This is a genomic window from Traorella sp. mt218, assembly GCF_055420025.1.
Map to the genome: position 1 here is coordinate 82,902 of NZ_JBVAYM010000002.1, position 25,990 is coordinate 108,891.

The 25,990-nt window shown below is 38.1% G+C and carries 28 protein-coding genes; 25 read left to right on the top strand and 3 right to left on the bottom strand.

The genetic code is table 11. The features are described from left to right. Window positions 1-181: 181 nt before the first annotated feature. The 24 genes from ACZYT3_RS01535 (at window position 182) to ACZYT3_RS01650 (ending at window position 22,758) form a co-directional block, all read left to right on the top strand. A complete protein-coding gene (locus ACZYT3_RS01535; protein WP_464087430.1) occupies window positions 182-655 on the top strand; it encodes a PTS sugar transporter subunit IIA in 474 nt (157 codons plus the stop codon). A 7-nt stretch (window positions 656-662) separates the two neighbouring features. Beyond that, complete coding sequence (locus ACZYT3_RS01540) at window positions 663-1,490, top strand: PRD domain-containing protein (RefSeq protein WP_464087431.1); 828 nt, start codon at window positions 663-665, stop codon at window positions 1,488-1,490. Window positions 1,491-1,621: 131 nt separating this feature from the next. Then, the gene (locus tag ACZYT3_RS01545; RefSeq protein WP_464087432.1) at window positions 1,622-3,034 is read left to right on the top strand and encodes a PTS transporter subunit EIIC; all 1,413 of its coding nucleotides are present in this window, start codon (window positions 1,622-1,624) and stop codon (window positions 3,032-3,034) included. A gap of 12 nt (window positions 3,035-3,046) precedes the next feature. Beyond that, the gene (locus ACZYT3_RS01550) at window positions 3,047-4,090 is read left to right on the top strand and encodes a hypothetical protein (protein WP_464087433.1); all 1,044 of its coding nucleotides are present in this window, start codon (window positions 3,047-3,049) and stop codon (window positions 4,088-4,090) included. 48 nt (window positions 4,091-4,138) lie between these two features. Further along, a complete protein-coding gene (locus ACZYT3_RS01555) occupies window positions 4,139-5,581 on the top strand; it encodes a glycoside hydrolase family 1 protein (protein ID WP_464087434.1) in 1,443 nt (480 codons plus the stop codon). 1 nt (window position 5,582) lies between these two features. Further along, a complete protein-coding gene (locus tag ACZYT3_RS01560; protein ID WP_464087435.1) occupies window positions 5,583-6,341 on the top strand; it encodes a glucose 1-dehydrogenase in 759 nt (252 codons plus the stop codon). Between the two features lie 431 nt (window positions 6,342-6,772). Beyond that, window positions 6,773-7,057 carry a helix-turn-helix domain-containing protein gene (locus ACZYT3_RS01565; RefSeq protein ID WP_464087436.1) on the top strand — a complete coding sequence of 95 codons (285 nt, stop codon included), beginning with the start codon at window positions 6,773-6,775 and terminating at the stop codon, window positions 7,055-7,057. A gap of 186 nt (window positions 7,058-7,243) precedes the next feature. Next, window positions 7,244-7,531, top strand: a complete 288-nt coding sequence (gene rpsF, locus ACZYT3_RS01570) for a 30S ribosomal protein S6 (protein WP_071440851.1) — start codon at window positions 7,244-7,246, stop codon at window positions 7,529-7,531. A 1-nt stretch (window position 7,532) separates the two neighbouring features. Then, complete coding sequence (ssb, locus tag ACZYT3_RS01575; protein ID WP_294561081.1) at window positions 7,533-7,994, top strand: single-stranded DNA-binding protein; 462 nt, start codon at window positions 7,533-7,535, stop codon at window positions 7,992-7,994. Window positions 7,995-8,013: 19 nt separating this feature from the next. Beyond that, the gene (gene rpsR, locus ACZYT3_RS01580) at window positions 8,014-8,244 is read left to right on the top strand and encodes a 30S ribosomal protein S18 (RefSeq protein WP_071440849.1); all 231 of its coding nucleotides are present in this window, start codon (window positions 8,014-8,016) and stop codon (window positions 8,242-8,244) included. 56 nt (window positions 8,245-8,300) lie between these two features. Next, window positions 8,301-9,218 carry a DUF2232 domain-containing protein gene (locus ACZYT3_RS01585; protein ID WP_464087437.1) on the top strand — a complete coding sequence of 306 codons (918 nt, stop codon included), beginning with the start codon at window positions 8,301-8,303 and terminating at the stop codon, window positions 9,216-9,218. After that, a complete protein-coding gene (locus ACZYT3_RS01590; protein WP_464087438.1) occupies window positions 9,196-11,178 on the top strand; it encodes a GGDEF domain-containing protein in 1,983 nt (660 codons plus the stop codon). Before ACZYT3_RS01585 ends, ACZYT3_RS01590 begins: the two co-directional genes overlap by 23 nt. Then, entirely contained in the window at window positions 11,156-11,605 is a 450-nt protein-coding gene (gene rplI / locus ACZYT3_RS01595; protein WP_294561078.1) for a 50S ribosomal protein L9, read from the top strand. Before ACZYT3_RS01590 ends, rplI begins: the two co-directional genes overlap by 23 nt. Before the next feature lie 8 nt (window positions 11,606-11,613). Then, a complete protein-coding gene (gene dnaB, locus ACZYT3_RS01600; protein WP_294561077.1) occupies window positions 11,614-12,954 on the top strand; it encodes a replicative DNA helicase in 1,341 nt (446 codons plus the stop codon). A gap of 15 nt (window positions 12,955-12,969) precedes the next feature. Continuing rightward, a complete protein-coding gene (locus ACZYT3_RS01605; protein ID WP_464087439.1) occupies window positions 12,970-14,484 on the top strand; it encodes a peptidoglycan DD-metalloendopeptidase family protein in 1,515 nt (504 codons plus the stop codon). A gap of 1 nt (window position 14,485) precedes the next feature. Continuing rightward, window positions 14,486-15,220 (top strand): MBL fold metallo-hydrolase, encoded by a 735-nt coding sequence (locus tag ACZYT3_RS01610; RefSeq protein ID WP_464087440.1) that lies wholly within the window; start codon window positions 14,486-14,488, stop codon window positions 15,218-15,220. After that, complete coding sequence (gene rlmH / locus ACZYT3_RS01615; RefSeq protein WP_294561074.1) at window positions 15,213-15,689, top strand: 23S rRNA (pseudouridine(1915)-N(3))-methyltransferase RlmH; 477 nt, start codon at window positions 15,213-15,215, stop codon at window positions 15,687-15,689. The genes ACZYT3_RS01610 and rlmH overlap by 8 nt, the downstream gene beginning before the upstream one ends. 56 nt (window positions 15,690-15,745) lie before the next feature. Further along, window positions 15,746-16,630 carry a stage II sporulation protein D gene (gene spoIID / locus ACZYT3_RS01620; protein WP_464087441.1) on the top strand — a complete coding sequence of 295 codons (885 nt, stop codon included), beginning with the start codon at window positions 15,746-15,748 and terminating at the stop codon, window positions 16,628-16,630. Window positions 16,631-16,665: 35 nt separating this feature from the next. Next, window positions 16,666-17,289 (top strand): peptidoglycan DD-metalloendopeptidase family protein, encoded by a 624-nt coding sequence (locus tag ACZYT3_RS01625; protein ID WP_464087442.1) that lies wholly within the window; start codon window positions 16,666-16,668, stop codon window positions 17,287-17,289. 94 nt (window positions 17,290-17,383) lie between these two features. Further along, a complete protein-coding gene (gene mreB / locus ACZYT3_RS01630) occupies window positions 17,384-18,376 on the top strand; it encodes a rod shape-determining protein MreB (RefSeq protein WP_464087443.1) in 993 nt (330 codons plus the stop codon). Window positions 18,377-18,388: 12 nt separating this feature from the next. Continuing rightward, complete coding sequence (locus tag ACZYT3_RS01635; RefSeq protein WP_294560626.1) at window positions 18,389-19,450, top strand: MraY family glycosyltransferase; 1,062 nt, start codon at window positions 18,389-18,391, stop codon at window positions 19,448-19,450. A 42-nt stretch (window positions 19,451-19,492) separates the two neighbouring features. Beyond that, window positions 19,493-20,191 (top strand): FadR/GntR family transcriptional regulator, encoded by a 699-nt coding sequence (locus ACZYT3_RS01640; protein ID WP_464087444.1) that lies wholly within the window; start codon window positions 19,493-19,495, stop codon window positions 20,189-20,191. A 72-nt stretch (window positions 20,192-20,263) separates the two neighbouring features. After that, window positions 20,264-21,991 (top strand): dihydroxy-acid dehydratase, encoded by a 1,728-nt coding sequence (gene ilvD / locus ACZYT3_RS01645; RefSeq protein WP_464087445.1) that lies wholly within the window; start codon window positions 20,264-20,266, stop codon window positions 21,989-21,991. Then, window positions 21,991-22,758, top strand: coding sequence for an SDR family NAD(P)-dependent oxidoreductase (locus ACZYT3_RS01650; RefSeq protein ID WP_464087446.1), 768 nt, complete (start codon window positions 21,991-21,993; stop codon window positions 22,756-22,758). Before ilvD ends, ACZYT3_RS01650 begins: the two co-directional genes overlap by 1 nt. A gap of 3 nt (window positions 22,759-22,761) precedes the next feature. On the opposite strand, the gene ACZYT3_RS01655 is transcribed toward ACZYT3_RS01650, so the two are convergent. The 3 genes from ACZYT3_RS01655 to ACZYT3_RS01665 are packed head-to-tail and all read right to left on the bottom strand — an operon-like array spanning window position 22,762 to window position 25,231. Next, window positions 22,762-23,898, bottom strand: a complete 1,137-nt coding sequence (locus ACZYT3_RS01655) for a hypothetical protein (RefSeq protein WP_464087447.1) — start codon at window positions 23,896-23,898, stop codon at window positions 22,762-22,764. Next, window positions 23,895-24,701, bottom strand: a complete 807-nt coding sequence (locus tag ACZYT3_RS01660) for a hypothetical protein (protein WP_464087448.1) — start codon at window positions 24,699-24,701, stop codon at window positions 23,895-23,897. The genes ACZYT3_RS01655 and ACZYT3_RS01660 overlap by 4 nt, the downstream gene beginning before the upstream one ends. Beyond that, entirely contained in the window at window positions 24,698-25,231 is a 534-nt protein-coding gene (locus ACZYT3_RS01665) for a flavodoxin domain-containing protein (protein ID WP_464087449.1), read from the bottom strand. The genes ACZYT3_RS01660 and ACZYT3_RS01665 overlap by 4 nt, the downstream gene beginning before the upstream one ends. Window positions 25,232-25,444: 213 nt before the next feature. Between ACZYT3_RS01665 and ACZYT3_RS01670 the strand changes: the two genes are divergently transcribed. Further along, the gene (locus tag ACZYT3_RS01670) at window positions 25,445-25,990 is read left to right on the top strand and encodes a hypothetical protein (RefSeq protein WP_464087450.1); all 546 of its coding nucleotides are present in this window, start codon (window positions 25,445-25,447) and stop codon (window positions 25,988-25,990) included.

Here is a 25,990-nt window from a genome sequence, read left to right on the forward strand (position 1 = left end):
ATTATTAAAAATTTGACGAGGAATTAATTGGAAAGAAAATCATTTAAATTCACTTGCAAACGCTATCAATTGTGATATAATAATTATGTAGTTAGATGGAATGTTACTCTTTGAGGCATGACCAAACAGTTTTTTGTTTGTGTTTCTTCAAAGAGTTTTTGTTTTATAAGGAGGAGTAAAGATGCTAGATTTTTTCAAAAAAGAAATAGTTGTTCATTCTCCTGTTGAGGGTGAAATCATTGGGCTGGATGCAGTTCCTGATGAAGTATTTGCCTCTAAGATGATGGGAGAAGGTGTTGGTTTTTTAAATGAAGATAATAAAATATATTCTCCTGTAAATGGAGCGGTTATGTTTGTAGCTAACACGAAACATGCTATTGGTTTAAAGACAAATAATGGGATCGAGCTTTTGATTCATGCTGGACTAGATTCTGTGGAGCTTCAAGGTGAAGGTTTTCAAGTTTATGTTAAAGCAGGAGATCATGTCAAAAAAGGACAATTGCTTCTATCTTATGACAAGCAAGTTATGAATGCTCATAACATAAATATGATAACTCCTATGGTCATTACGAATTCTTCGAAGTGGAAGATCGAGATATTAAAATCTCATGGTAAAGTAAAAAAGGATGTAGAAATTTTAAAAGTAAGGAAATAAGAACAAAATGAGGGCAATCAAAAGAATTAATAACAATGTGGTTTTATGTAAATCAAAAAGTGGTATAGAATTTATTGCTCGTGGTAAAGGTATCGGGTTCCATGATTTTCCTTATGAATTAAATGTCAAGGATGTTGAAAGAACCTATTACGATGTGGATTATTCTTATGTAACTATGATTAATGAGATACCAGAAAATATTTTGGATATTGCGACATTGATCATAGATAAAGCAAGAAACGTGTTAGAAAATCCTTTAAGCTCTAATATCATATTTACTTTGGCAGATCATATCAATTTTACAATTGAGAGAAAGCAAAAAAATATGAATGTTAAATTACCGATCATTCATGATATCGAACATTTATTTGAAAAGGAATATGAGTTAGGAAAATATGGATTAAAACTTATTAAAGAAAAAATTCATATCGTACTTCCTAAAGAAGAAGCGGCATATATTGCTCTGCATATTATAAACGCAGAAGAAAGACTTCGAAATCAGAATACGATGGATGATGTGATCATAGAAAAGATAACTGCTATCATTGAAAAAGAGTATGATTTAGTAATTGATAGAAGTGATTTCAATTATTCACGATTTGTTTCTCATATGTATTATTTATTGAAAAGAGGAAAGAGTAAGCACCTTATTCAAACCGAAAATGATAAGTTATATCAGACGATTAAAGAAAATTATCAAAAAGCTTATCAATGTTCAGAAGAAATCAGTCTTTATTTAAGAAGGCACCTTGATTTAAAACTAACAGATGAAGAAAAGCTGTACTTAGTGCTACACATTAATCGCTTGTGTACGAGGGAGGAATGTTACCGTTAAAGCGGGCATGACCTCACAGTTGAAAACATGTTGAGTGTTTTTGATTGTGGGGTTTTATTATTTATGGCTATAACTAGCTGGAATAGCGGCCGAATGCCAGTTAGAAAATAGTATAAGGAAGGAGATATTTTATGGCAAAGAAGAATTATGAAGAGGTTTCAAAGAAAATTCTTGAACTTGTGGGTGGTGTAGAAAACATTTCAAAATTTACACATTGTGCAACACGTTTGAGATTTACTGTAAAAGACAAAGACTTAGTCAATGAAGAAGAAATTAAAAAAATAGATATGGTTATCGGTGCAAGATGGACTGGTGAACAGCTTCAAATTATTATCGGTAATGCTGTTGGGGATGTATATTCAACGATATGCAGGATTAGTGGCTTAAAAGAAGAAGTAGCAATAGATGAGAATTTAGATGCTCATGTTACAAAGAAATTAACGATTAAAGGTGTATTTAATAACATTGTAGCATATATATCAGGTTCTGCTTATTTGATGATTACTTTACTAGCAGGAGTATCAATCTTTGCGACGTTAAATGGAGTACTTGGACCTAATTTTTTGAATCTTTATTCTGCAGATAGTGATATCTATATCTTATTTGACTTTATGTATAATGCTGTCTTCTATTTTTTACCAGTTATTTTAGGTTATACAGCAGCAACGACATTAAAGACAAATCCATTATTAGGAATTTATATTGGTGCTATGATTATCGTTCCTGGTTTTATGAACATGGTAGGCGTACGTGATACTTTTACGGTTTTAGGAATCAGTGCTCCTGTTGCAGATTATAGTCAGAGTTTCTTCCCTGTTATATTGGGTGTATGGATCATGTCCTATGTATATAAAGGGGTAAAGAAAATTGTTCCTGAAGTTTTATCTTTTGTATTTGTGCCATTTTTAACGATGTTCATCATGGCACCGGTCATGTTCTGTGTATGTGCACCTTTAGGTGCTTATATTGGAAATATACTCGCTAGTATCTTTACATATTTAGGTTCGTCCGGTGGTTTACTGTCAGTGCTTGGTCTTATCATATTGGGTGCAATTATGCCATTTATCACAATTGGTGGTATGCATTCTGCAGTTTATATGCCAGCTATTGCTACTATCTTATCTACAGGCAGTGAAGGTTTTGTAATGGTAATTGGTCAGACATATTCTTGGGCAATATATGGTTTAGCTCTGGGAGCTCTTATTAAATATAAGAAAAAGGAAAATAAGACAGTAGCTTTAGGATATTTAACTTCTGGCTTAATTGGTGGTATTTCAGAACCGATTTTGTATGGTATTGGATTGAATTCGAAGAATAATATGATTGTCATGGGACTTTCAGGTGCTATTTGTGGATTGATTGCAGCAATTATTCAACCGGTTGTTCATGGAATGACGATGGCAACAATATTTACATGTATTGCACCATATGCCGGAGGTAGTACAGAAAATTTGATCAGAGGCGGCATTGTAAATATTTTAAGTTTTGTAATTGCAGCAGTTATAATGGTTATTTTCGGTAAATTCAACGAGAGTGAAGAATAGGAGGAAAAAATTATGGGAATGCCTGATTATGAATTAAAAACACCTACGATGGATGATTTTAGTTATCGTCCTGGTATTTATCAAAATGATGTTGATGGTAATGCAATTCTTACAATTTTTTCGAATTATGGTATTTTATTTCCTGAAGGAGATACTGAAAATCCGCTTTTCTATTTTCGTCATTTGAATGTAGATAGTGTTCGATGGGCTGGTATTATCAAATTAGGAAAAGGTTTTGATGCACCTCAAAATTCGGCTCATCATCGTGATATTGCACAGGCGGGAGATCGTGTTAATCCATATGGAAAATTGTCTGAGAAACCACTGGTTTATGGAATGAGAGGTATAGATAAACCTTTTGAAATTGCTTATCATGAAGATGGATCAGTAACTGGGAAAGAAGGAGAAAACGGAAGCATTCTTAATGTGAAGTGTACCCCTTTCCCTTATGCGTTATTTACTCACAAAACAAGTATTATGAGAGCACCGATCTGGCTACAAACGGCTATAAGTGTTGAGGGGACATACGAAGGCAAGCCTGTTGTAGGCTTAGGATGTCACGATCGAACTTTCATTGCGGAAAACGCAACACAAGATTCTTTATGGGCTGCCGGATGTACGATTTATTGCTGTGCGAATTATAGTGGAATCAGGGAAGATGGTCGAAAAGAGAGTTTTTTTGCACAGTTAGATGTTGCTAATAAAGAAAAAGGAATCGTTTTCTATTATTTAGAGGGTGAAGAACCAATTGTTACAGATAAGGTTACCTTAGAAACAGAATGGTATCATTTGCCATATGCACCGAATGATCCAACTTGTGTGTATAAAGATGCAACATGGCGCTTTGCAGATAAAGAAATTCATTTTCATGCGAAATGGGGTGCGAAAGGATTTACTGAAAAGCCAAGGATGGAAAAATTAGGCTATTCGCATTGCTTTGGTGAATGGTATGAAGGTAAAACTCCGTATAAGCATATTTATGAAAATACTTTTACTGAAAATATGGAAGCAATTGATAAAAGAATAAAAGAAGCAGGATATGTAGTCCATGATTAATTAATAGTAAGGCCCTCGGGTCTTACTATATTTTGAAAGGAGTTAATGATGAGTAAATTTCCAAAAGATTTTTTATGGGGTGGTGCAACAGCAGCCAATCAATATGAAGGTGCATGGAATGTAGATGGAAAAGGAGATTCGATTGCAGATCACTATACTGCCGGTTCTCGAACAACACCAAAAAGAGTAACTATAAAATATGAAGAAGGGACCTTATATCCAAGTTGGGAAGCAGTAGATTTTTATCATCGTTATAAAGAAGACATTGCCTTGGCCGCAGAAATGGGATTTAAAATTTTTAGAATGTCAATTAATTGGACAAGAATCTATCCGACAGGTGAAGAGGATGTCCCTAATGAATCCGGATTACAGTTTTATGATGATGTTTTTGATGAATTAAAAAAATATAATATTGAACCATTAGTAACGATCTATCATTATGAAATGCCTTATCATTTAGTAGAAAAATATAATGGATGGTCAAATCGTAAATTGATTGATTATTATGTTAAATATGCTTCGACCCTTTTTGAAAGATATAAAGATAAAGTAAAGTATTGGCTTACTTTTAATGAAATTAATTCATGTATCATGCCTTCTGGTGGTGCTCTATCATTGGGGCTTATTCAAAATTATGAAGGACCTTTGTTTACAAGCCCTAATACAATTGGGGAAAGATATCAGGGTGTACATCATCAATTAATTGCATCCGCAAAAGTGGTAAAACTGGCACATGAAAAATATCCACATTTTAAGATGGGATGCATGAATATCTATGCAGCTAAATATCCTTACACTTGTAATCCTGATGATGTCGTTTTATGTCAGAAGGTGAATCAGGAAATGAACTGGCTGGTTGCAGATGTACAAGTAAGGGGATATTATCCTTCATTTTCAAAGCGTTTTTTTGAAGAAAATAAGATACATATAATTAAAGAAAAAAGAGATGATGAGATATTAGCTGAAGGTAAGGTTGATATTTATACATGTAGTTATTATTTAAGTGCTTGTGAATCTGCGGATTCAAAAGTTACAACATATTCACCAGGGAATGTCATTGGTGGAGTGACAAATCCGTATTTGAAATCTTCTCAGTGGGGATGGCAAATTGATCCAAAAGGACTTAGATATGCATTAAATGATATTTATGACAGATATCAAATACCGATTATGGTTGTCGAAAATGGTTTAGGTGCTGAAGATAAGATTGATGAAGATGGAGCTATTCATGACGAATATAGGATTGATTATTTGAAAAAACATATTCAGCAAATGGAAGAAGCTATTCAAGATGGTGTTGATTTAATAGGATATACACCTTGGGGATGTATTGATTTAGTGAGTGCTTCTACTGGAGAAATGAAAAAACGTTATGGTTTTGTTTATGTAGATAAGCATGATGATGGAACAGGAACGTTGAATCGAAGTAAAAAGGATTCATTTTATTGGTATCAAAAAGTGATTAAAACAAATGGAGAAGATTTAGACTAGGATGAAATTGGAAGGTAAAAGTGTTGTTGTTACAGGAGCTTCTGCCGGAATGGGAAAGGCAATCGTAGAGCGGTTTGTAAAAGAAGGTGCTCGTGTGATTGCGGTCGCAAGAGGAAAGGAAAGATTAGAATCTTTAGTTGAATCACTAAAAAGTGAAGCGGGGGAAGTTGTTGCATTTGTAGGAGATATTTCTAAAAAAGAAGACAATGAAGCTATGATTGATTTAGCTATTTCTAAATTTAAAAAATTAGATATATTGGTTAATAATGCAGGTGTTTGTGATTCTTTTGAACCAATAGGACATGTAATGGATGAAAAATATAAATGGATCATGGATACTAATGTTTATGGACCAATGTGTGCTATGAGAAAAGCGGTGAATGTATTTTTGAAACAAGGTCATGGCGGAAATATTATTAATATAGCTTCTGTAGGAGCACAGCGAAGTTGCGCAGGTGCTGTATATTGTGGCAGTAAAGCAGCCTTGGTTGCTATATCTAAAAATACATCATTTATGTATAATCCACAAAATATTCGTGTTAATGTAATTGCTCCGGGAGGTATTGAAACAGAAATTGCTTCTTCTATTGGTATCAAAGATGAGGAAGGATATAGCCGTATTAAGGTACTTAGCGCAACTGCACCAGCAATGGGTCAGGTAGATGATATTGCAAATGCATCATTATTTTTAGCCAGTGATGAATCGAAATATATCAATGGAACAGTATTAGTTGTCGATGGTGGCTGGATGGCCGGATAATTCGTATTTGCAATGGACAAATATATATAATTAATCATTATTTAAAAGTGGTAATGTTTCTATGATGTCATAGGGAAATATTATCACTTTTTATTTAATAGGAATATTTATTAGAAAATTTGATGTTGAAGTGCATATATAAATAGTAGGTAAGAAAAGTTGAAATTACTGTTACAGTTAACAAACTATGAATTTAACAAAATGGAATATATTCCATATACTGAAGGTAAGAACCACATTGTAAGTATATTGATGATAGTATATTTGAATTTTAGAGTTGTAATGGGAAGTAATATTTTCAGATTTTTTTCATCTGAATAAACGATTATCATGACAAATGGATTTATAAAGAAAACAAATAGAATACAAAGAAGAGAATTAAAATAGGCTAAGAACTATCGAAAAAAATTTCTGCAATGGGAGGGAATTTAATGACAAGGAAGTTTGATGATTATCTGAATGGAAGGCTGAAAGACGATAACTTTAAAGAAGAATATGATAAATTAGATGATGAGTATTCTTTTGCGATTGCTTTGATTGAAGCAAGAAATAAAAAGAAGCTATCACAAAAACAACTTGCGGAAAAGACGGGCATGACTCAGGCAGATATAAGCAAGATTGAAAGTGGAAATCGTAATTTATCAATAAGGACATTACAACGATTAGCTGATAGTTTAGATATGGATCTAAAGATTCAATTTGTGTCTAGAAAATAAATTAGATAATTAAAAAAATAGGTTATCTTAGTGTTTGGTATTGAAAAAAACGTTAGCTTTGAAATTGAAAAAAAACCTTGATTTTTAGGGATATTTTGTTTATACTTAATGGGCGAGTAGATACTTTTCGTATTTGCTCCTTGCTCAACTACTCTTGGGCCAAAAGACCATAAGGAGGTGTACTCAATGAAAAAGTACGAAATTATGTACATTTTAAAAGCTAATCTTGAAGAAGCTGTTCGTCAGGAAACAATTGACGGATTGCATGCGATCATCACTAGCCACGAAGGTACTGTAGACAATGTTGATGAATGGGGACTTAGAGAGTTCGCTTATGAGATCAACGATGAGAAGAAAGGATATTATGTTGTTATCAAAGTTACTGCTAACAATGAAGGTATTCAGGAATTCGATCGTTTGGCTCGTATCAACAACAATGTTGTACGTTTCTTAATCGTGAAAGAAGAAGCTTAATATGATCAATCGTGTTGTATTGGTAGGACGCATTACACGCGATCCGGAGCTAAGAAAAACAAATACCGGTACTTCTGTCGTAAGCTTTACGCTTGCAGTAAACAGAAGGTTCTCCAGCAATCAGGAAGGTGGGCAGGATGCCGACTTCATCAGCTGTGTTGCATGGAGGCAAAGTGCCGATTTTATGGCAAATTACGTAAAGCAGGGAGCTTTGCTTGGAGTAGAAGGCAGGATCCAGACACGTAATTACAAAGATCAGAGCGACCGCACTGTTTATGTGACTGAAGTAGTCTGTGACAGTGTACAGATTCTAGCACAAAAGCGCGATCAGCAGACGTCATCACAGCCAAGCTATCAGCCTTCTACGCGTAACGATGCGTACCAGCCTGATGTACAGTCCTCTTATGAGAGTGACTTCGGTAGTGATACGCTTGATATCGCAAGTGATGATTTACCATTTTAGGTAGGAAAGGAGAAGCAAAATGGCATTCAAAAAACAAAGAATGGGACGTAAGAAAGTATGTTACTTTACGAAAAATAAAATCGAGAAGATCGATTACAAAGATACTGAATTATTAAAACGCTTCATCAGCGCAAACGGTAAGATCATTCCTAGACGTGTGACTGGTACAAGCGCTAAATACCAGCGTATGCTTGCAACTGCAATCAAACGTGCTCGTCAGATGGCTTTACTGCCTTACGTTGCAGACTAATTAGAAATGACCTCTGTCTAATGTGATGGAGGTTTTCTTTTATAGGAGGAGAATTTATGAAATCAGATACGCGGAAAATTACTGAAGGAGCCATGATCGTCGCAATGATAGGAGCTTTTCTTATCATTGACAGACAAATGGCAAATGTATTAAGCTCTCAACTGAGCTGGCTTTTAAGTATTCCTATGATTATTTATGCTGCTCAGTGTGAGTGGAAATATTCATGGATGGTATTTTTTGCTGTATTGATCGTTTCTTTGATGATATCTCCTCCTCAGACAATTTTCTATCTTTTCAGTGCCCTTATTTTAGGGATTATATATGGTGAAGGGGTCCGGTTGAAATGGCATCAGAATAAATTGCTTCTATGGACAATTGTCTGTACATTCATATCGTATCTTTTTTCCATGTATATCTTTGCCGGCTTTTTTGGATATGATCTGGTTGCAACTCGGAATGAGTTCATTGAAATGTTAGAAAATGTTGAGATATTTAAAAATCTAGTTGTGTTTTTTATTGATGCAAACACTTTGTTCAATGTACTGGATATCACTTTATTCTTTTTGGTTGTCATCATGGAAAGTTTATGTGTGCATCTGCTTTCACATCTCATCTTTATTAAATTGAAAATGAATGTGGAAAGGATCAAAATTGATCTGAATTTTAAATATCCTAAGTTTTTAGCGGTGGGAGGTATTCTTAGTATCTTCTTAATTTTAGGGTTGAGATGTTTTCAAGTAAATGAAACTGTCAAATTTATACTTGCTTTTTTCTGCCTCACCCTGTTTATCGTAAACTTTATTTATGGTATGATAGTAATAGTAAGTATGCGGCGGCTTCCGAAATGGAGCTGGGTCGTATTGCTCATTCTGCCACCTGCTTGGTCATTTGTCATGATATTGGGAATTATTGATGGCTTGACGGGTGGAATGATTCGAAAGAGAGGGCTTTATGGACAAACTAGAAAATTTTAAATTGCAGCTTGTGATATTGCTTGTCTGTGAAATATTGATTTTAGGATTGCTGGCAATCTTAGGGATGGACATTAATTTTGTCATGATGATGGCAGGAGTCGTTGGTTTTAATGTCTTTTTGGTAATCTGGGTCATGATTCGTTATGATAGGGATAAAAAGAGTCGTGACCAGAATCTTGCACGTATTTTAGGAAATGATGCAAAAGATGCTCTGCTTTTTGGGGAAGTGGGCATTCTTGTTTATGATGAAAACCTTATTGTCACATGGTTCAATGATTTTCTGGCTGATAGAGGTATTAATCTGATCGGTAAGAAGGTCAGCTCATGGAATCCGAATATCAATGATCTGTTTATTGATAAGGCGGATGTCGTGACGATTGAGGATGGGGAATATATTTATGAGATTACCCGTAAAGAAAATTCTACTGTTTTATATGTGAAGGATGTCACGGATTATGAAAAGCTCAGGAAGGTTTCACAGGAAGAAAAAACAGTATTGGGACTGATTCAGCTGGATAATTATGATGAGGTCAGTCAATATGAAGATGAATCGATGAATTCGCAATTGAATATGAAGCTTCGGCAGCCGGTTTTTGAGTGGGCGAAGGAAAATGGCATCGTTATTCGTCGTGTCAAAAGTGATCGTTTTTATATGGTGCTTAATGAAAGTATTTATCAGAAGATATTAAATGAAAAATTTTCGATTTTGAATATCATTCGCAAAAATAGTGAAGAAATGGGTGTCAATGTTACTTTATCCATGGCAATCGCGCGTGGAAATAAGAAGCTGAGCGAATTGGATGAAACACTTATCAACCTGATGGAGCTGGCACAGAATCGTGGTGGTGATCAGGTGGCGGTGAAGCTGAATGATTCTGAAGTAAAATATTATGGAGGAAACAGTGAAGCTACGGAAAAACGTTCACGTGTCCGTGTCAGAGTCATGGCAAAGGCGATCCGTGATGCGTTTAATGATGCAGGCAATGTGTTTATCGTCGGTCATAAAAATATGGATTTTGATTGTATGGGGGCTAATTTATTGCTGAGCCGAATAGCACAGGGATATATGAAGAATGCTTATATCGTTAGTGAATCCGGTGGTATCGAAGAACAGTGCCAGGAAGCGATGAAGCTTTATGCACCGGAGATGAAGAGCCGTCATCATTTCATAGGTGAAGCAGAGGCCTTGAAACTGATGAAAGATGATGATCTTGTGATTGCGGCTGATTTTCATAATCCGGATCATTGCAATGCCCCGGCGGTTTTGGAAAAAGCGACGAAGGTCATCTTGATCGATCATCATCGACGCAGTGATAAATTTATTGATAATCCGCTGTTGGTTTATGTTGAAACAAGTGCAAGCAGCGTGAGTGAGCTGATTACAGAGTTCTTACCTTATATGTCACATAAGGTCAATATCAGTGCACAGGAAGCGACCATTGCTTATTTGGGTATCCTGATTGATTCCAATCGCTTTAAAGCAAGAACAGGAGCCCGTACTTTTGAAGCTTGTGCAGCTTTGAGAACCTTAGGGGTTGATCCGAATGAGGCAGAGGATCTGATCAAAGAAAATATTGAAGAATTTGAGGAAAAAAGTTCGATCATGCGCTATGGAAGGGTTATTTTTGATAATATCATGATCGCGTCGGTAACTGCCAAACAGATCGTTTCCAAAACGATGATGAGCAAATGTGCGGATGCGATGCTGGCGATCAAAGGTATAGAGGCAAGCTTTGTCATCGGTTATACGAAAGAAAATACGGTAGCAGTATCGGCACGTTCAAAAGGAAATATAAATGTTCAAAAATTGATGGAAGAAATGGATGGCGGCGGACATTTCAGTGCTGCGGCGCTTTCCAGGGAAAATGTTAGCGTAGAAGAAATCGAAAAAGAATTGATAGAAACGATTCAAAAAAGCAGACAGGAGGAAATAGAAGATGAAGGTAATCTTACTGAGTGATGTAAAGAAAGTTGGAAAAAAAGGAGAAATGGTTGATGTTTCTGATGGGTATGCCCGTAACTTTCTGATTCGTCAGAAGCTGGCTGTGGCAGCTACGGAAACAAGTCGGCAGATATTAGCGGAGCAGAAGGCGAAGGATATGGCCAAAGAGGCAGAATTGGAAGCTCAGGCGAATGAAATTAAAAAGAAACTGGAAAATATTACGCTTGAATTTAAGGTCAAGGCCGGTGAGGGAGGACGTGTATTCGGTTCTGTTTCATCAAAGCAGATCTGCGAGGAATTACAGAAAAAATACCAGATCCATGTAGATAAGAGAAAATTTCTTGATAATGAGAGCATCAATTCCTGTGGTGTAACTTATGTGAAGGTGGATCTATACCGTAATAAGGTTATCGGTCAGATCAAAGTACATGTAAGTGAGTTATAGGAGGGGACATGGCGTTAAATACAAGACAGCTGCCGTCTTCTTTGGAGGCTGAACAGGCGATATTAGGCGGCATGCTGGTATATCCAAAGGTCGTAGGTGATGTGAAGGATCATGATTTAACAGCTGATGATTTCTTTAATGAAAATCATCAGCGTCTTTTCCGTACCATGACGTATCTGATCGATCAGGGCCAGCCGGTAGAACCTGTTGGGTTAATCACCCGTTTGAATGACACGCATGAGCTGAATCTTGTCGGAGGAGCCGATTATATCTTAAAGCTGACTGAAAATGCAATCAGCAGTGCGAATGCAACAACGTATATTGAAGTTATCAAAAGCCGGGCACAGGTTCGTAAGCTTATTGAAACAGCACAAAAGATCGAAGCTGAGGGTTTTGAGAATATCAAGTCACTGGATGAATTGATGGATGATGCGGAAAGAAAGATATTGGATGTTACCCGTCAGCGGAGAACGACAGATTTCAGAAGCAGCGGTGATATTTTGAATACGGTCATGGAAAAGATCCAGCTGCTCCGTTCCAGCAAAGAAAAAATTACGGGTATCAAGACTGGATATGTCGATCTTGATCATACGACCAATGGCTTTCAGCGAGGAGATCTGATCATCCTGGCAGCCCGTCCTTCAGTAGGTAAGACAGCTTTTGCTTTGAATATTGCTCTGCAGAGCAGCTTGCGAAATCCGGGGGCGGTTGCGATCTTTTCATTGGAAATGCCTTGCGAACAGCTGATGCAGCGTATATTAAGTGCGAAAAGCGAAGTGTACGGTGATAAGATCAGAAGCGGTTATATCAGCAATGAAGAAATGGTGCGTATTCAGGAAGCGTGCAGCGAAATCAGAAAAACGAAGATTTATATTGATGACAGCGCGGTCATCAAAATGGGAGATATTTTCTCGAAATGTCGTAAATTGAAATCGGAACAGGGCTTAGATCTGATCATTATTGACTATTTACAGCTGATCAGTGCTTCTTCACGTTCCAATAGTGATAATCGTCAGCAGGAGGTCAGTGAAATTTCACGTTCACTGAAAGCTTTGGCGAGAGAATTGGATGTGCCGGTGATCGCTCTTTCACAGCTATCGCGTGGTGTTGAATCTCGGCAGGACAAGCATCCGATGCTTTCAGATCTTCGTGAATCAGGATCTATCGAGCAGGATGCGGATATCGTTATCTTTTTATATCGTGACAGCTATCAAAAGAAGGAAGAAGAAGCAGAGAATGCGGTCGATCCGGTGGATGTTGATATTGCCAAGCATCGTAATGGAGCGACTCGTCGAATTCAGTTGATGTTTTCAAAGAATATTAATGCATTTTTTAATCCCGAAAAATAAGAAGGAGTTGAAGCTATGCTTAAAAAGATTGGCCTTTTAGCCGGACTTGCCGTGGGCGCGATAGTATTGACGCTTTTGCTTCCCGGCAATACGCTGAAATATGATCTGAATGCGCAAAATCTGGAAACAGGCGGCATAATTCCACAGAAATATATCAGCGAAGGAGAGGAAAAAGAGGTCCTGACAATTTATTATAAAGATGAGCTTTTAGGTATCGTTCATGATATTGATGAATATGAGCAGTTTTTAAAACGTATCTATGAAGAAAAATATGCGGAGGATTTTCCGAATACAGAGGTTGGTTTAGGTGAGGATGTTCATGTAAGCAAAACCGTATCACAGTTGGAAGCAGAAGATAAGGATGAAGAAATCTTTGCATATCTTGAAGAAAATAATTTCTTTTCTATTATGGGATATAAGATCGAATTTTCAAATGGCAGTATTGCTTATGTGAAAAATAGTGAAGATTTTGTACGTGCCCGTGAAGATTTTGTATTGAATTTTCTGGAAAGCAATGGTGTTGATCCAAATGAGGTAAAAAAGCTTTTGGATAATCATCAGACAACACCGTATTCAAGTGATGAGCGTCAGGATATATCGTACCGCTATCTGGATAGCGCAAAGATCTCTAATGAATTGGTGCCCATTGACCTGATCTTAAAGAACTATGATGAGTGTATTACATGGCTGAGCTTCGGTTATAGCTATGAGCCAAATTATTATACGGTCGAAGAAGGTGACATGATCCAGGGTGTTGCCAGTAAAGCGGGTGTTTCGGTCATGAACTTGCTTTCGGTTAATTCTGAAACCTTAAAAAGTGAAACGCAGCTGCTTCAGGTAGGTGAGGAACTGAATGTTACGCCAATCGATCCACCGGTTCAGCTGGAGGTAGTGAAAAATCGTATCGTAGAGGAAACGGCTTATCCTGAAAGTACAGAATACATCTATGATAACACGCTTCGGGAAGGACAGCGTATCGTAGAACAGTCTTATAAAGAAGGAACTTATAACGTGCAATATCAGGAAACTTATATCAATGGTAAACTGGATGAATCAAAGACACAAGAGGTTTCACGATTGCTTACAGATGCACCGCAACAGGAAATTGTACGTATCGGTACGATGGTCATTCCGAATGTCGGTTCCGGTTCTTTCCGCTTACCTGTGGATAATGCATATGTATCGTGTAACTGGCTCTGTTACTATGGACATACCGCAATTGATGTACAGAATCTTTACAATAAATATGGTAGTGTTAAAGCAGCTGACCGTGGTACGATCGTTGAAACAGGTTATGGGCCTGTTACCGGTTATTATGCAATCATTAATCATAATAATGGTTTCTGGACTTATTATGGTCATATGAATCAGCCATGCTTTTATAGTGCAGGAACGACAGTTGCGAAAGGAGAAGTCATCGGACAGATCGGAATGACGGGTAATGCGACCGGACCGCATGTTCATTTTGAGATACGAAATGGTCCGTATTATGCGAATACGATTTATCCATGGCCGTATATAGGTGGTTAAGATGAAGTTTTCATTATTGGCATCCGGTTCTAAAGGAAACTGTTGTGTCATTTCAAATCGAGATACGAAAATCGTGATCGATTGTGGAAGTACACAAAAATATCTTAAAGAAAGCTTTAAAAAGATCCAATGTGAAATCACTGATTTAGATGCTTGTCTTATTACCCATACGCATACAGATCATATCTCTTGTTTGAAAATGTTTGCGCATCTTCCCATATATAGTGAAGAACCACTGAATGTACCGATGCAGATCAAAATTCATGAAGATGAATGCTTTCAGATCAAATCAATGAAAATCGAAAGCATTCGTCTTTCACATGATACAAAATGTCTGGGTTATATCATTCAGGATCAGAAAGATAAATTGGTTTATATTACAGATACCGGTTATCTGAAAGAATGTTACTATGAGAAAATCAAAGATGCTGATTATTATATATTTGAAAGTAATCATGATTTGAAAATGTTGATCCAATCAAGACGCCCTGAATATGTGAAAAATCGTATTCGCAGTGCCAGCGGGCATCTGTGCAATGAAGATTGTGCCCGACATTTACGTAAATGTATTGGTGAACATACAAGGCAGATCGTTCTTGCTCATATCAGTGAAGAAGCCAATTCAAGAGAAATGGCGTTGAGCGTCGTACAGAATGCATTGGCTGATATTCAATATCATCCGGAGATCTTGGCGGCACCTCAGTTTGAAATCGTAAATGGAGGTCAGGATGATTAGGATCGTAGCAGTAGGAAAAATTAAAGAAAAGGCACTGCAAAGCTGTATTGATGAGTATAAAAAAAGAATTACGGCTTTTTCAAAAATTGAAATTATAGAAGTTAGTGATGAAAGCATTCCGGCCAATCATTCAGAAAAGCAGGATATGCTTATCAAAGAAGCAGAGGGTGATAAAATTCTTTCTAAGATCAAAGAGAAAGATTTTGTGATACTCTTAGATTTAGCCGGAAAAAATTATTCAAGTGAAGTCTTTGCGAAGCAATTAGAGAGAATCATGACTTATGAAAGCTCTCAGATCGTTTTTGTGATTGGTGGATCGCTGGGATTAAGTCAAAAAGTCATTCAACGGGCAAATATGAGATGGAAACTTTCTGATTGTACCTTTCCTCATCAGCTTTGCCGGTTAATCTTATGTGAACAAATCTATCGGGCATTTACGATCTTGAATCATTTGCCTTATCATAAATAGACTGTGGATTCACAGTCTTTTTTAATATAAAAAAAGGCAGGTGCATATAATAGAATATGAAGATGAAAATCAAGCTATTAAGCTTTCTATTCTTTTTTGTCGGATTTCTGTATGTAGCACTTCCCCCATTGTCTTCTCGTCTGAATATAGAAAATCAGCTTAGTGAGGATGTCATAGTGGAAGTATCGACAGCAAATGGACAGCTTGAACTTGAACTGGAAAACTATTTGATCGGTGTGCTGGCCTCGGAGATGCCGGCGTCTTTTGAGTTGGAAGCACTGAAAGCACAGGCGGTAGCTTCACGAAGCTATGTTTATTCAAGAGAATTAAAGGTGGATGATACGACAAGCTCACAGGTCTATCAGAATGATGATGTTTTAAAAGAAAAATGGCAGGATTCGTATGATATGAATCTTGCGAAGATCAAAGAAGCTGTCGTGTCTACAAAAGGGCAGGTATTAGTTTATGACCAACAGATCATTCATGCTTATTTTTTTTCATCCAGTAATGGCAAGACCAATAATTCCGAGGATTATTGGACAACACCTTATCCTTATTTAGTTAGTGTAGATTCTCATTATGATGATATCAAACAAGATAATAGACGTACAAAAGCCTTTACGTTTGATGAATTATCTCAAATTTTTAAGGAAGCTTTTATTTCCATGGAAATAATTTCACATTATGAGAATGATTATGTCAAGGAAGTACGTGTAAATGATAAGATCTATTCGGGAAGAGCTGTTCGAGAAATGTGTGAGCTTTCGTCATCCAGCTTTCAAATAGAAAGGAATGAGGTGGGAATCATATTTACAACATGGGGAAGCGGACATGGTGTCGGCATGAGTCAGTATGGTGCCCAGGGCATGGCTTTGGAAGGCTATGATTATATCGAAATATTAAAGCATTATTATCAAGGCGTTGAAATTGTGAATAAGTGATTCATAGATGGGCATACTCAAAGTGAGGTGAACATATGATAGCTTATGAAAGAAAAAATAAAAAAGCAAAAAGAAGGTTTTATGTAAGTCTTGGAGTATTGGCAGTTTTAGTAGCAGGGGTAGTAGCTTATCAGACAATGATGCCCGATCAGACAATTCCGGTATTCAGTGATTTTCCGGTATTAAAGCTTCCGGATAAGGAAGAAGATAAACAGGAAGAGCCGACGGCCGAAGTGAAAGATATGATCATACTTCCTTATAAAAATGGAAAAAAAGTAGTCGATTACTTTGATGGTGAATCCAGTGATATCGTGAGCATCGTTGAGTTTGAAGGTGTATTTCGTCCAAGTCAAGGCGTTGATATCTCAAATTCAGGTGAAGCTTTTGAAGTGTTGAGTGCCGCTAATGGCACAGTGCTTGAAGTGACTTCCGATCCGCTTTTAGGTAATGGGATCCGTATTCAAAGCGATCATCTGATCATTACTTATCAGTCGCTTGATAAGATAACGCTGAAAAAGGGAGATCGTGTTGCCCAGGGTGATATCATCGGAGTGGCCACTACGAATATTTATCAGGCTTCTTTGAAGAATCATCTTCATTTAGTAGTAGAAAAAGATAATGTTCGTGTAGACCCGAATACGATATTTAAATTTGAATAGTACTTCTATGAGGAGGTACTATTTTTGAAATATTTGCCTTTTCCTTTTACTCAAATGTGATATAATGTAACTGCGTAAGTTTAGGAGGATTCGTATGGGTTTATTTACAAAAGAGATTGGAATCGATTTAGGTACTGCCAACCTGCTGATATATGTTAAAGGACAGGGAATTGTCATTGATGAACCAAGCGTGGTGGCGATTGATGCGGATACAAAGAAATGTTTGGCTGCCGGACAGGAAGCCAAAGACATGCTCGGCAGGACACCGGGCAGGGTTTTAGCAATCCGTCCTTTAAAAGATGGTGTCATTGCGGATTTTGAAGTTACAGAGATCATGTTGAACTTCTTTTTAAAGAAATTACAGTTAAAGGACATGTTCCAGCGCCCGACTATCTTGATCTGCTGCCCAAGCAATATTACCAGCGTTGAAAGAAATGCTATTCGTGACTGCGCTTATCGTGCAGGTGCGAAAAAGGTTTATATTGAAGAAGAGCCAAAGGTAGCCGCCGTTGGTGCCGGTCTGGATATTTCTAAACCAAGTGGTAACATGGTATTGGATATCGGTGGAGGTACGACAGATGTTGCGGTACTTTCACTTGGTGAGATCGTGACCAGCACTTCGTTAAAGATTGCAGGTGATACGCTGGATCGTGATATCATCAAATATGTCAAAGATGAGAAGAAGCTGTTGATCGGTGATCGCACAGCTGAAGAATTAAAGAAGAATATCGGAACAGCTTGGAAAGGCTTTAAGACGGAAACGATGGAAGTAAGCGGCCGTGACCTTGTAACAGGTCTGCCAACTTCTATTTTGATGACTTCTGAAGAGCTTGAATTAGCGATGAGAGATTCTTTGCAGAGCGTTGTCAGTGCCTGCCGTACAGTGCTTGAAAAGACACCGCCGGAACTGGCAAGTGATATCGTTACGCGTGGTATCGTGCTGACTGGTGGTGGAGCATTGCTCAATGGTATTGATGAACTGTTGAGAAATGAATTGCATATTCCGGTTTATGTTGCGGAAAATGCTTTGAAGTGCGTTGCTGAAGGAACAGGCATTTTGTTAGAAAATTTACATATCGTCGGTTAATCAGAGGCTATTATGGAATGGCTGAAATATCTGATCTTACCGTTTGTGATCACTTTGGTTACAACTCCACTCGTCATATGGATCGCTAAATATATCGATGCTTATGCAAAGATCAATGAACGGACGATTCATACGAAGAAAAATATTGCCAGGATCGGCGGGGTTGCGATATATGTAGCCTTTATGATTTCAATGACATGTTTTATGAAATCAGATACGCAGATACGAGGAATGCTTCTCGGAGCCAGTATCATGTTTTTTGGCGGTTTGATCGATGATTTGGTTGATCTTTCGCCAAAGAAAAAATTTGCTTTTCAGGTTGTCGCTTCTTTGATCGTTATATTTTATGGGAATATAACTCTGGATAAGATTTTTTTACCGCTGGGAATCGTTATTGATATGGGCTTCGTATCTACGATCGTGACTTTTTTCTGGCTGACGGGTATTACGAATGCGGTCAATCTGATTGATGGACTGGATGGTCTTGCGGATGGTATCTCATTGATCATTTTAGTTGTGGTTGCTTCGTTAGGTGTTATTGATAACCGTCCGGATATCATGCATATTTCTTTGATTCTTGCAGGTTCATTGGCCGCTTTCTTAATTTTTAATTTTTATCCTGCCAAAGTATTTCTGGGAGATTGCGGGGCACTTTTCTTAGGATTTATGATTGCCACGATATCTTTGATCGGTTTTAAATCTTCGACATTCATTACCTTAGGTGTACCTATCTTGATGTGTGGTGTTCCTATTGTTGATACGTTGAGTGCGATCATTCGCCGGAAGCTGAGCGGAAAGAAGATCGATGAGGCTGATAAGAATCATTTACATCATGTGTTGATGAGGAAATTTGGTCATAAAAATACGGTGCTGATTTTATATGCGGTGACGATCTGTTCGGGAATCGTGGCTTATATTTATATCTTAAATAAAGATATCGGTTTATTGCTGTTGTTCATTGAACTGGTCGTCTGTGAGATATTCCTTGAAAAAACTCAGATGATTGCTTCATGGTTCCATCCGATGACAAGTATCGTGAATTTTTTGAAAATGAAAAAGGAGAACAAGAAGTAATCTTGTTCTTTTTGTATATTGTTTATAACATGGAGGTAGGTCATGCTGGAATCGCTTCAAAATGAAAAAAAACTGTTGCCTGAAAGAGTAGCTGAACAGATCATTACTTTAATTAAAGATAAGGAATTGAAAGAAGGAGATAAGCTTCCCAATGAATTTGAGATGGCAAAGCAGCTTCATGTAGGACGAGGAACGATCAGAGAAGCTGTTAAGATACTTGTTTCACGTCATGTTTTAGAAATTAAAAGGGGATGTGGTACTTTTGTGTGCCAAAATCCGGGAAAGATTGATGATCCGTTAGGTTTTGCGTTTGTTTCTGATAAAAAGAAATTAGCGTATGATCTGTATGAACTGCGTATGATGATCGAACCGAACATGGCGGCTTTAGCGGCAGAGAAGGCAGATGAGGAGGGGGTCGCTGAGCTTCAAAAAATTGCTGATGAGATAAAAGAATCAATTGCGAAAGGTCAGGATTATTTGGAAAAGGATATCCAATTTCATGCTTTGATATCACAATTGAGTCAGAACAGTGTTGTTTCAACGATCATACCGGTGCTGCAAACAGGGATATCCTTCTTTATCCATATGACCAATAAAAGTCTGATGAGGGAAACGATCGAAACGCACCAGCTGCTTGTAGATGCCATTGCTGATCATGATTCACAGGCCGCTAAAAAGGCTATGGAACAGCATCTTAAATATAATAAAGAGAAGATGGATGAGATGATGAAAGAAGGTTGACGAAGTATGAAAAGAAGCGTATGATTTGATTAGACGTATGATGTCTTATGTCTTATAAAAAGGAGTAACATGATGAAGCTGAAAAGTCAGAAATTACGTGAGATTGCACCTGAATTAGATCCACTGCGATTAGGAAGCGGATGGAAGCTGGAGGATCTTGGCAAGGTGCAGATACTTGTGGAAAGTACCTTTGGTGACAGCCATCCGGGAAGCGTGCATCTGCTTGAACTGGTAGAAAAGGCGCGTGAGGGAATTAAGAAGGCAGGAGGGTATGGAGCCCGTTATTTTACGACAGATATTTGTGATGGTGAATCACAGGGTCATGACGGCATCAATTATTCATTGGTATCCCGAGATATGATCGCGAATATGATCGAGATCCATGCGAATGCGACGCCGTTTGACGGTGGTGTTTTCATTGCCAGCTGTGATAAAGGGATGCCTGCGCATCTTATGGGACTTGCCCGTGTCAATATTCCTTCGATCATGATTACCGGTGGTGTCATGGATGCCGGACCTGATCTTTTGACGCTTGAACAGATCGGCATGTATAGTGCCATGTATGAACGTGGTGAAATTACGAAAGAGAAACTGGATTATTATAAGCATCATGCCTGTCCGTCTTGTGGAGCCTGTTCATTTATGGGAACGGCTTCAACGATGCAGATCATGGCAGAGGCTTTAGGCCTGATGCTTCCGGGCAGTGCCTTGATGCCGGCAACAAGCCCTGATTTGCGTGAGATGGCTGAAAAAGCCGGAGAACAGGCCGTATGGCTGGCAGAACATGATTTAAAACCAAAAGATATCGTAACTCTAAAATCCTTTGAAAATGCGATCATGGTCCATGCGGCCATTTCCGGTTCGACCAATTCGCTGTTGCATTTACCGGCAATTGCCAAGGAATTTGGTATCCAGATCGATAGTGATACGTTTGATCGTTTGCATCGTGGGGCACATTATCTATTGGATATCCGTCCGGCAGGACGCTGGCCGGCACAATATTTCTATTATGCAGGCGGTGTGCCGCGCATCATGGAGGAAATTAAAAGCATGCTTCATCTGGATGTCATGACTGTTACCGGTAAGACATTAGGTGAAAATCTTGAGGATTTGAAAAAGAACGGTTTTTATGATAAATGCGATGCATATCTGAAAAAGGTTCATTTACAACGGGAAGATGTGATCCGCAGCTTTGATCATGCCTTTGGTAATGATGGCAGTATTGCTATCTTAAAGGGAAATCTGGCACCGGAAGGAGCCGTTGTCAAGCATACGGTTGTACCGAAAGAAATGTTTGAAGCTGTGCTGACAGCACGTCCGTTTGATTGTGAGGAAGATGCGATCCATGCGGTATTGACCCATCAGATCAAACCTCATGATGCTGTCCTGATTCGATATGAAGGTCCTAAGGGAAGCGGTATGCCGGAAATGTTTTATACAACTGAGGCAATTGCCAGCGATCCGGAATTAGGGGCTTCGATTGCTTTGATCACAGATGGCCGATTCTCGGGTGCTTCCAAGGGGCCGGCTATCGGGCATGTATCACCAGAGGCGGCTGAAGGCGGACCGATTGCCCTTGTTGAAGAAGGTGATCTGATTGAGGTCAATATTCCAAAGCGGCTTCTTCAGATCGTAGGCATTCATGGAAAGAGAATGTCCATGGAAGAGGTAGAAGCTGAATTAGAAAAGAGAAGAAAAAATTATGTGCCACACCCTGCAAAATATAAAAGCGGTGTCTTAAAGCTCTTTTCAGAAAGAGCGGTTTCCCCGATGAAGGGTGGCTATATGAAAGAGGAGTGATGAAAATGGATCTGTTTGATATCAAAGGAAAAAAAGCGATCGTAACCGGTGGTACCCGGGGTCTTGGCTATGGCATGGCTGAGGGCTATCTGGAAGCGGGCTGTGAGGCAGCTATTGTTGGCACAAGTGATAAGGTATATGAAGTCGCTCAGGATTTCTGTAACCGTGGTTATAAATGCCATGGCGTAAAAGGAGATTTAGGCAACAGAGAAGAAATTTATCGTGTTTTCCAGGAATGTTTGGATAAGCTAGGCGGTGATTTAGACATTCTCTTAACTTCCCATGGTATCCAACGACGTCACAGTGCGGAAGAATTTCCACTTGATGAATGGGATGATGTCATCTCTGTCAATCTGACTTCCGTATTCATTCTTTGTCAATTAGCGGCAAAAGTGATGATACCTAAAGGCTATGGCAAGATCATCTTGATTGCTTCTATGAACTCTTTCTTCGGAGGACAGACGATACCTGCTTATTCTGCTTCTAAAGGCGGTATTGCCCAGCTGACCAAAGAGCTGACCAATGACTGGATGGCAAAAGGAATCAATGTCAATGCGATTGCACCCGGATATATGGAAACAGAAATGAATAAAGCGCTGCTTGATCCCGCAAATCCACGCTTTGCGACTATTACAGAGCGGATACCGGCAAAACGATGGGGCAATGGCAATGATATGAAAGGAGCTGCTATCTTTTTAGCGTCCCATGCCAGTGATTATATCGGTGGTGCCATTTTCCCGGTTGACGGCGGATATTTAGCCCGATAATGATTATTTATGCAAGATCTGATCATCTTGCATTTTTTTTAGAAAAGCAAGCAGAACTTCTTCCTGCTTCGAAGAAAAGGTCCGAGGAATCCACAATCTTTTATGAATCATTCTTTTCGGATGGGAACCAGAAGAATCTTTTGTTTTTTTCATAAAAGATCCTTTGATCCATATAGCTCTTTTTTTCACCGTAAAAAAATCCAGATGAACCAAAGCGAACGAAAACTCTTGGCGTTCTTCCATGCTGCCGCTATAACCTGTATAGATGAACTGGTTTTCATGAATATAGATTCGTTGTACCTTTGAAGTGCCGTTGCAATTCATCCAGTAGATCAGCAATGGCAAAAATGATACTGCACTAAAAGAGGTCAGATATAAAAAAGGGGTGCGAAGCAAAAGAATGCTTTCTATATATAAAACATTTTTTGTCAGATAAAGAACGATCATGGAAATTATGAATAGAAATGGACATAACATCAAAAATAAAAATTTTGGAAAACGGAGATAATGCTGACGACAAACAGGATCGCTTTCCAGTACAAAAGTATCTGAAGCGATGGCTCTTTTTTTAGCTTGATCCAGTTTCTTCTTATGTGTCTTCTGATCTGTATCAAATTTTGAAACAAAGATAAGAATCAATGGAAGGAGGATAAGCAGAAGCAATGTGAAAGTGATCATAATAATGAAAAGATTGCTGATGGTATTTGAAAGAGGTGCAAAGGTGGCGATACAGATAAAGAGGGTCATGATTTCTAAGATCAGGACATAGAAACATACCGGTATGAAAACATTCAAAAAATGATTGGCTTTTGGTGATGTTTTGCCATTATGAATCTGACGTAAACCTTTGTTGATCAAAACCGTTTCAGTCAAATCATGATCAGAATGATGCATGAATAAAAAAGAAAGCAGTGTAAAAAGAAGGGTACGGCCTTGCTCTTTCTTTTGATTTTGAAATGTATGGATGATACGTAGGATCAGCATGAAATAAATAGGTCCGAATATCATAAAAAACATGCGCAGATCATAAAAGATGGGAAGTGCACTTTGGGGAAACAGTGACATAAGCTGACCGATGAAAATAAAAATAGCATAACAAACGATCACCTTGATCATTCTTTTTTTGAAAGAAGCCATCATTCTTTACATCCTTTCTGAATAGTGAAGGAAGTGACTTTTTGAGAAATCACACAGCCAACCGTAACAGCAGCAATATCACTGATCGTACGCAATAAAAGATCCGCTATATTGATTTCAAATACGAGAGGCATAAAAAAGTTAAAAAGCGTAAGATCGATCCCAAACAGGATACCTCCTAATACGAGCGAACGCTTCATGAAATTGTGCTCATCAACATAATCATTCAGCCACATGATGACACAGGATATGACAGAACTGCTTAAGATGCACCACCACAGGGTAGGAAGCGGATATGTATCAAAAGAAGAATAAATATCATAAAATAAATAAAGAACATAACGGGCGAGTATAAAACAGCTCATGATCGTCAGGATTGAAAGAAGTGAAAAATGAGATTTATGTGGCTGGATCTTTTTGTTTTCCCCAAGCAGTAATCCGCACAAGGCTCCCATCACGATAAGTACCAGTGAATCTGCCAGTGGATAAGTAATACAGTCAAGCATTGCGACATGAGGCAACGGTTCCAAAAGATATACGACCCATATGACAGAACAGGAAAGTCCATATTTCAGGCCCTGTATGATTTTGCGGCCGCTCATTTTTCCACAAACGAGCAAAAACATGGAAGCAATCAGGGAATAAGCAAATAATCCATAAATTGAAAAGACGACCGGCAGGGTATTGTTTAAGGCAAATTTACTGGGCAATAGGATATTTTGGCTGCCTGCAGGAATCAGCCATTGTACGAGGATACGGGTCATGGTCGTAATAAGCCCGATAAATATGATTTTTAGTATTTTCATATCAGAAGCTCCTCAATGATGGGTCTTAAAGCATCAATATCAATAAAATCAACCTTTTTATCATAGGTTTCGATCAATGCGCGATCTTCTGTTGTCAGCTGGTCTGCCGGTTTTTTAGAAAGTGCCTTATAAAGCAATGTCATAAGCGTTTTGTCTTTAAAGGATAGCTGCTGATAGTCAATCGCACCTCGCAGGTGAAAGATTTTTGAACGCTCAAAAAGTTCATGACCTGCCTGCTTTCTGAGTGCATTTTGAATATTATTTCTATTTTCTTCTTCATTGGGGTCTGCCAGTCCGACAGTGATTAAGAAGAATTGCTGATGATCTTTGAGAGCAAACCGTCGTAATAGTTTTGACAAGCCAAAAACACCACCTGCATATAAAGATCCTATATATATGATCCGATCCATATCTTCTAAATGGGATGCCTGTTCATAAGAGATCATTTTGATATTGCATGATGCAGAGAGCTTTTCAGCATATTTCCGGCTGCTGCCATATTTACTTCCATATAGAATGATTGTTTTCATGATTGCCTCTTTCTTACTGATATCATTATATGATGTCCAGGTTAAAGAGCTATCATCACTCAGTGAAGAGTCTGTAAAGTTTGTGTAATTGGACATTGAAACAAAGCAGTTTATATAAAATTTTTACACAGACTTAACAAAAAGAGTCATTTTGTTTTACCGCCATTTTTTATAATGGTCATAGAAAAGATGTGAATGATAGGTGGTGAAACGATGGTTAAGAAGTGGCAGCATCTTATTCATGCCGGGGGAATCCTCTTATTGATAAGTTTAATTCCCATGATGGTCGCTCATTTATTTATACGTGACCAGATCGTTTGTCAATATATGTCACTCCCTTTTTGGGTCTCTGTTTGTATATTGTTGTTTGTTGGGGCTGTTTATTTGTTTAGGACAGCTCAAAGGATTTCAAATGTTCTTTTATCACTGATTTTGATTGCGGCAGGAGGATTGATGGGATATAGGGAGGTGATTTGTCCGCTTCTGGATGTTTCTCATTTAGAGGATCCGCAGGTGATCCGTCTGGATGATTTACAGTTTTATTCCAACAACATGGCTGATTCAATGGTTACTCAGCTGATCGGCAATAGCCGAGGAAGTGGACAAATAAAGTTTGATATATCTTATGAAGCTTATGAAGAGGGAGAGAAGCTTTATGAACAAGTGAAGAATAGAAAAGGATATGATGTTGTGGCTGATATTGAATATCTGCCTTATTCAAAAACGATCATAGGTATCGATATGTGGATTGAAAAGTAA

Coding starts and splice junctions, on each gene's coding strand:
- ACZYT3_RS01535 (WP_464087430.1), top strand. CDS start 182: ATGCTAGATTTTTTCAAAAAAGAAATAGTTGTTCATTCTCCTGTTGAG.
- ACZYT3_RS01540 (WP_464087431.1), top strand. CDS start 663: ATGAGGGCAATCAAAAGAATTAATAACAATGTGGTTTTATGTAAATCA.
- ACZYT3_RS01545 (WP_464087432.1), top strand. CDS start 1,622: ATGGCAAAGAAGAATTATGAAGAGGTTTCAAAGAAAATTCTTGAACTT.
- ACZYT3_RS01550 (WP_464087433.1), top strand. CDS start 3,047: ATGGGAATGCCTGATTATGAATTAAAAACACCTACGATGGATGATTTT.
- ACZYT3_RS01555 (WP_464087434.1), top strand. CDS start 4,139: ATGAGTAAATTTCCAAAAGATTTTTTATGGGGTGGTGCAACAGCAGCC.
- ACZYT3_RS01560 (WP_464087435.1), top strand. CDS start 5,583: ATGAAATTGGAAGGTAAAAGTGTTGTTGTTACAGGAGCTTCTGCCGGA.
- ACZYT3_RS01565 (WP_464087436.1), top strand. CDS start 6,773: ATGACAAGGAAGTTTGATGATTATCTGAATGGAAGGCTGAAAGACGAT.
- rpsF (WP_071440851.1), top strand. CDS start 7,244: ATGAAAAAGTACGAAATTATGTACATTTTAAAAGCTAATCTTGAAGAA.
- ssb (WP_294561081.1), top strand. CDS start 7,533: ATGATCAATCGTGTTGTATTGGTAGGACGCATTACACGCGATCCGGAG.
- rpsR (WP_071440849.1), top strand. CDS start 8,014: ATGGCATTCAAAAAACAAAGAATGGGACGTAAGAAAGTATGTTACTTT.
- ACZYT3_RS01585 (WP_464087437.1), top strand. CDS start 8,301: ATGAAATCAGATACGCGGAAAATTACTGAAGGAGCCATGATCGTCGCA.
- ACZYT3_RS01590 (WP_464087438.1), top strand. CDS start 9,196: ATGGACAAACTAGAAAATTTTAAATTGCAGCTTGTGATATTGCTTGTC.
- rplI (WP_294561078.1), top strand. CDS start 11,156: ATGAAGGTAATCTTACTGAGTGATGTAAAGAAAGTTGGAAAAAAAGGA.
- dnaB (WP_294561077.1), top strand. CDS start 11,614: ATGGCGTTAAATACAAGACAGCTGCCGTCTTCTTTGGAGGCTGAACAG.
- ACZYT3_RS01605 (WP_464087439.1), top strand. CDS start 12,970: ATGCTTAAAAAGATTGGCCTTTTAGCCGGACTTGCCGTGGGCGCGATA.
- ACZYT3_RS01610 (WP_464087440.1), top strand. CDS start 14,486: ATGAAGTTTTCATTATTGGCATCCGGTTCTAAAGGAAACTGTTGTGTC.
- rlmH (WP_294561074.1), top strand. CDS start 15,213: ATGATTAGGATCGTAGCAGTAGGAAAAATTAAAGAAAAGGCACTGCAA.
- spoIID (WP_464087441.1), top strand. CDS start 15,746: ATGAAGATGAAAATCAAGCTATTAAGCTTTCTATTCTTTTTTGTCGGA.
- ACZYT3_RS01625 (WP_464087442.1), top strand. CDS start 16,666: ATGATAGCTTATGAAAGAAAAAATAAAAAAGCAAAAAGAAGGTTTTAT.
- mreB (WP_464087443.1), top strand. CDS start 17,384: ATGGGTTTATTTACAAAAGAGATTGGAATCGATTTAGGTACTGCCAAC.
- ACZYT3_RS01635 (WP_294560626.1), top strand. CDS start 18,389: ATGGAATGGCTGAAATATCTGATCTTACCGTTTGTGATCACTTTGGTT.
- ACZYT3_RS01640 (WP_464087444.1), top strand. CDS start 19,493: ATGCTGGAATCGCTTCAAAATGAAAAAAAACTGTTGCCTGAAAGAGTA.
- ilvD (WP_464087445.1), top strand. CDS start 20,264: ATGAAGCTGAAAAGTCAGAAATTACGTGAGATTGCACCTGAATTAGAT.
- ACZYT3_RS01650 (WP_464087446.1), top strand. CDS start 21,991: ATGAAAATGGATCTGTTTGATATCAAAGGAAAAAAAGCGATCGTAACC.
- ACZYT3_RS01655 (WP_464087447.1), bottom strand. CDS start 23,898: ATGATGGCTTCTTTCAAAAAAAGAATGATCAAGGTGATCGTTTGTTAT.
- ACZYT3_RS01660 (WP_464087448.1), bottom strand. CDS start 24,701: ATGAAAATACTAAAAATCATATTTATCGGGCTTATTACGACCATGACC.
- ACZYT3_RS01665 (WP_464087449.1), bottom strand. CDS start 25,231: ATGAAAACAATCATTCTATATGGAAGTAAATATGGCAGCAGCCGGAAA.
- ACZYT3_RS01670 (WP_464087450.1), top strand. CDS start 25,445: ATGGTTAAGAAGTGGCAGCATCTTATTCATGCCGGGGGAATCCTCTTA.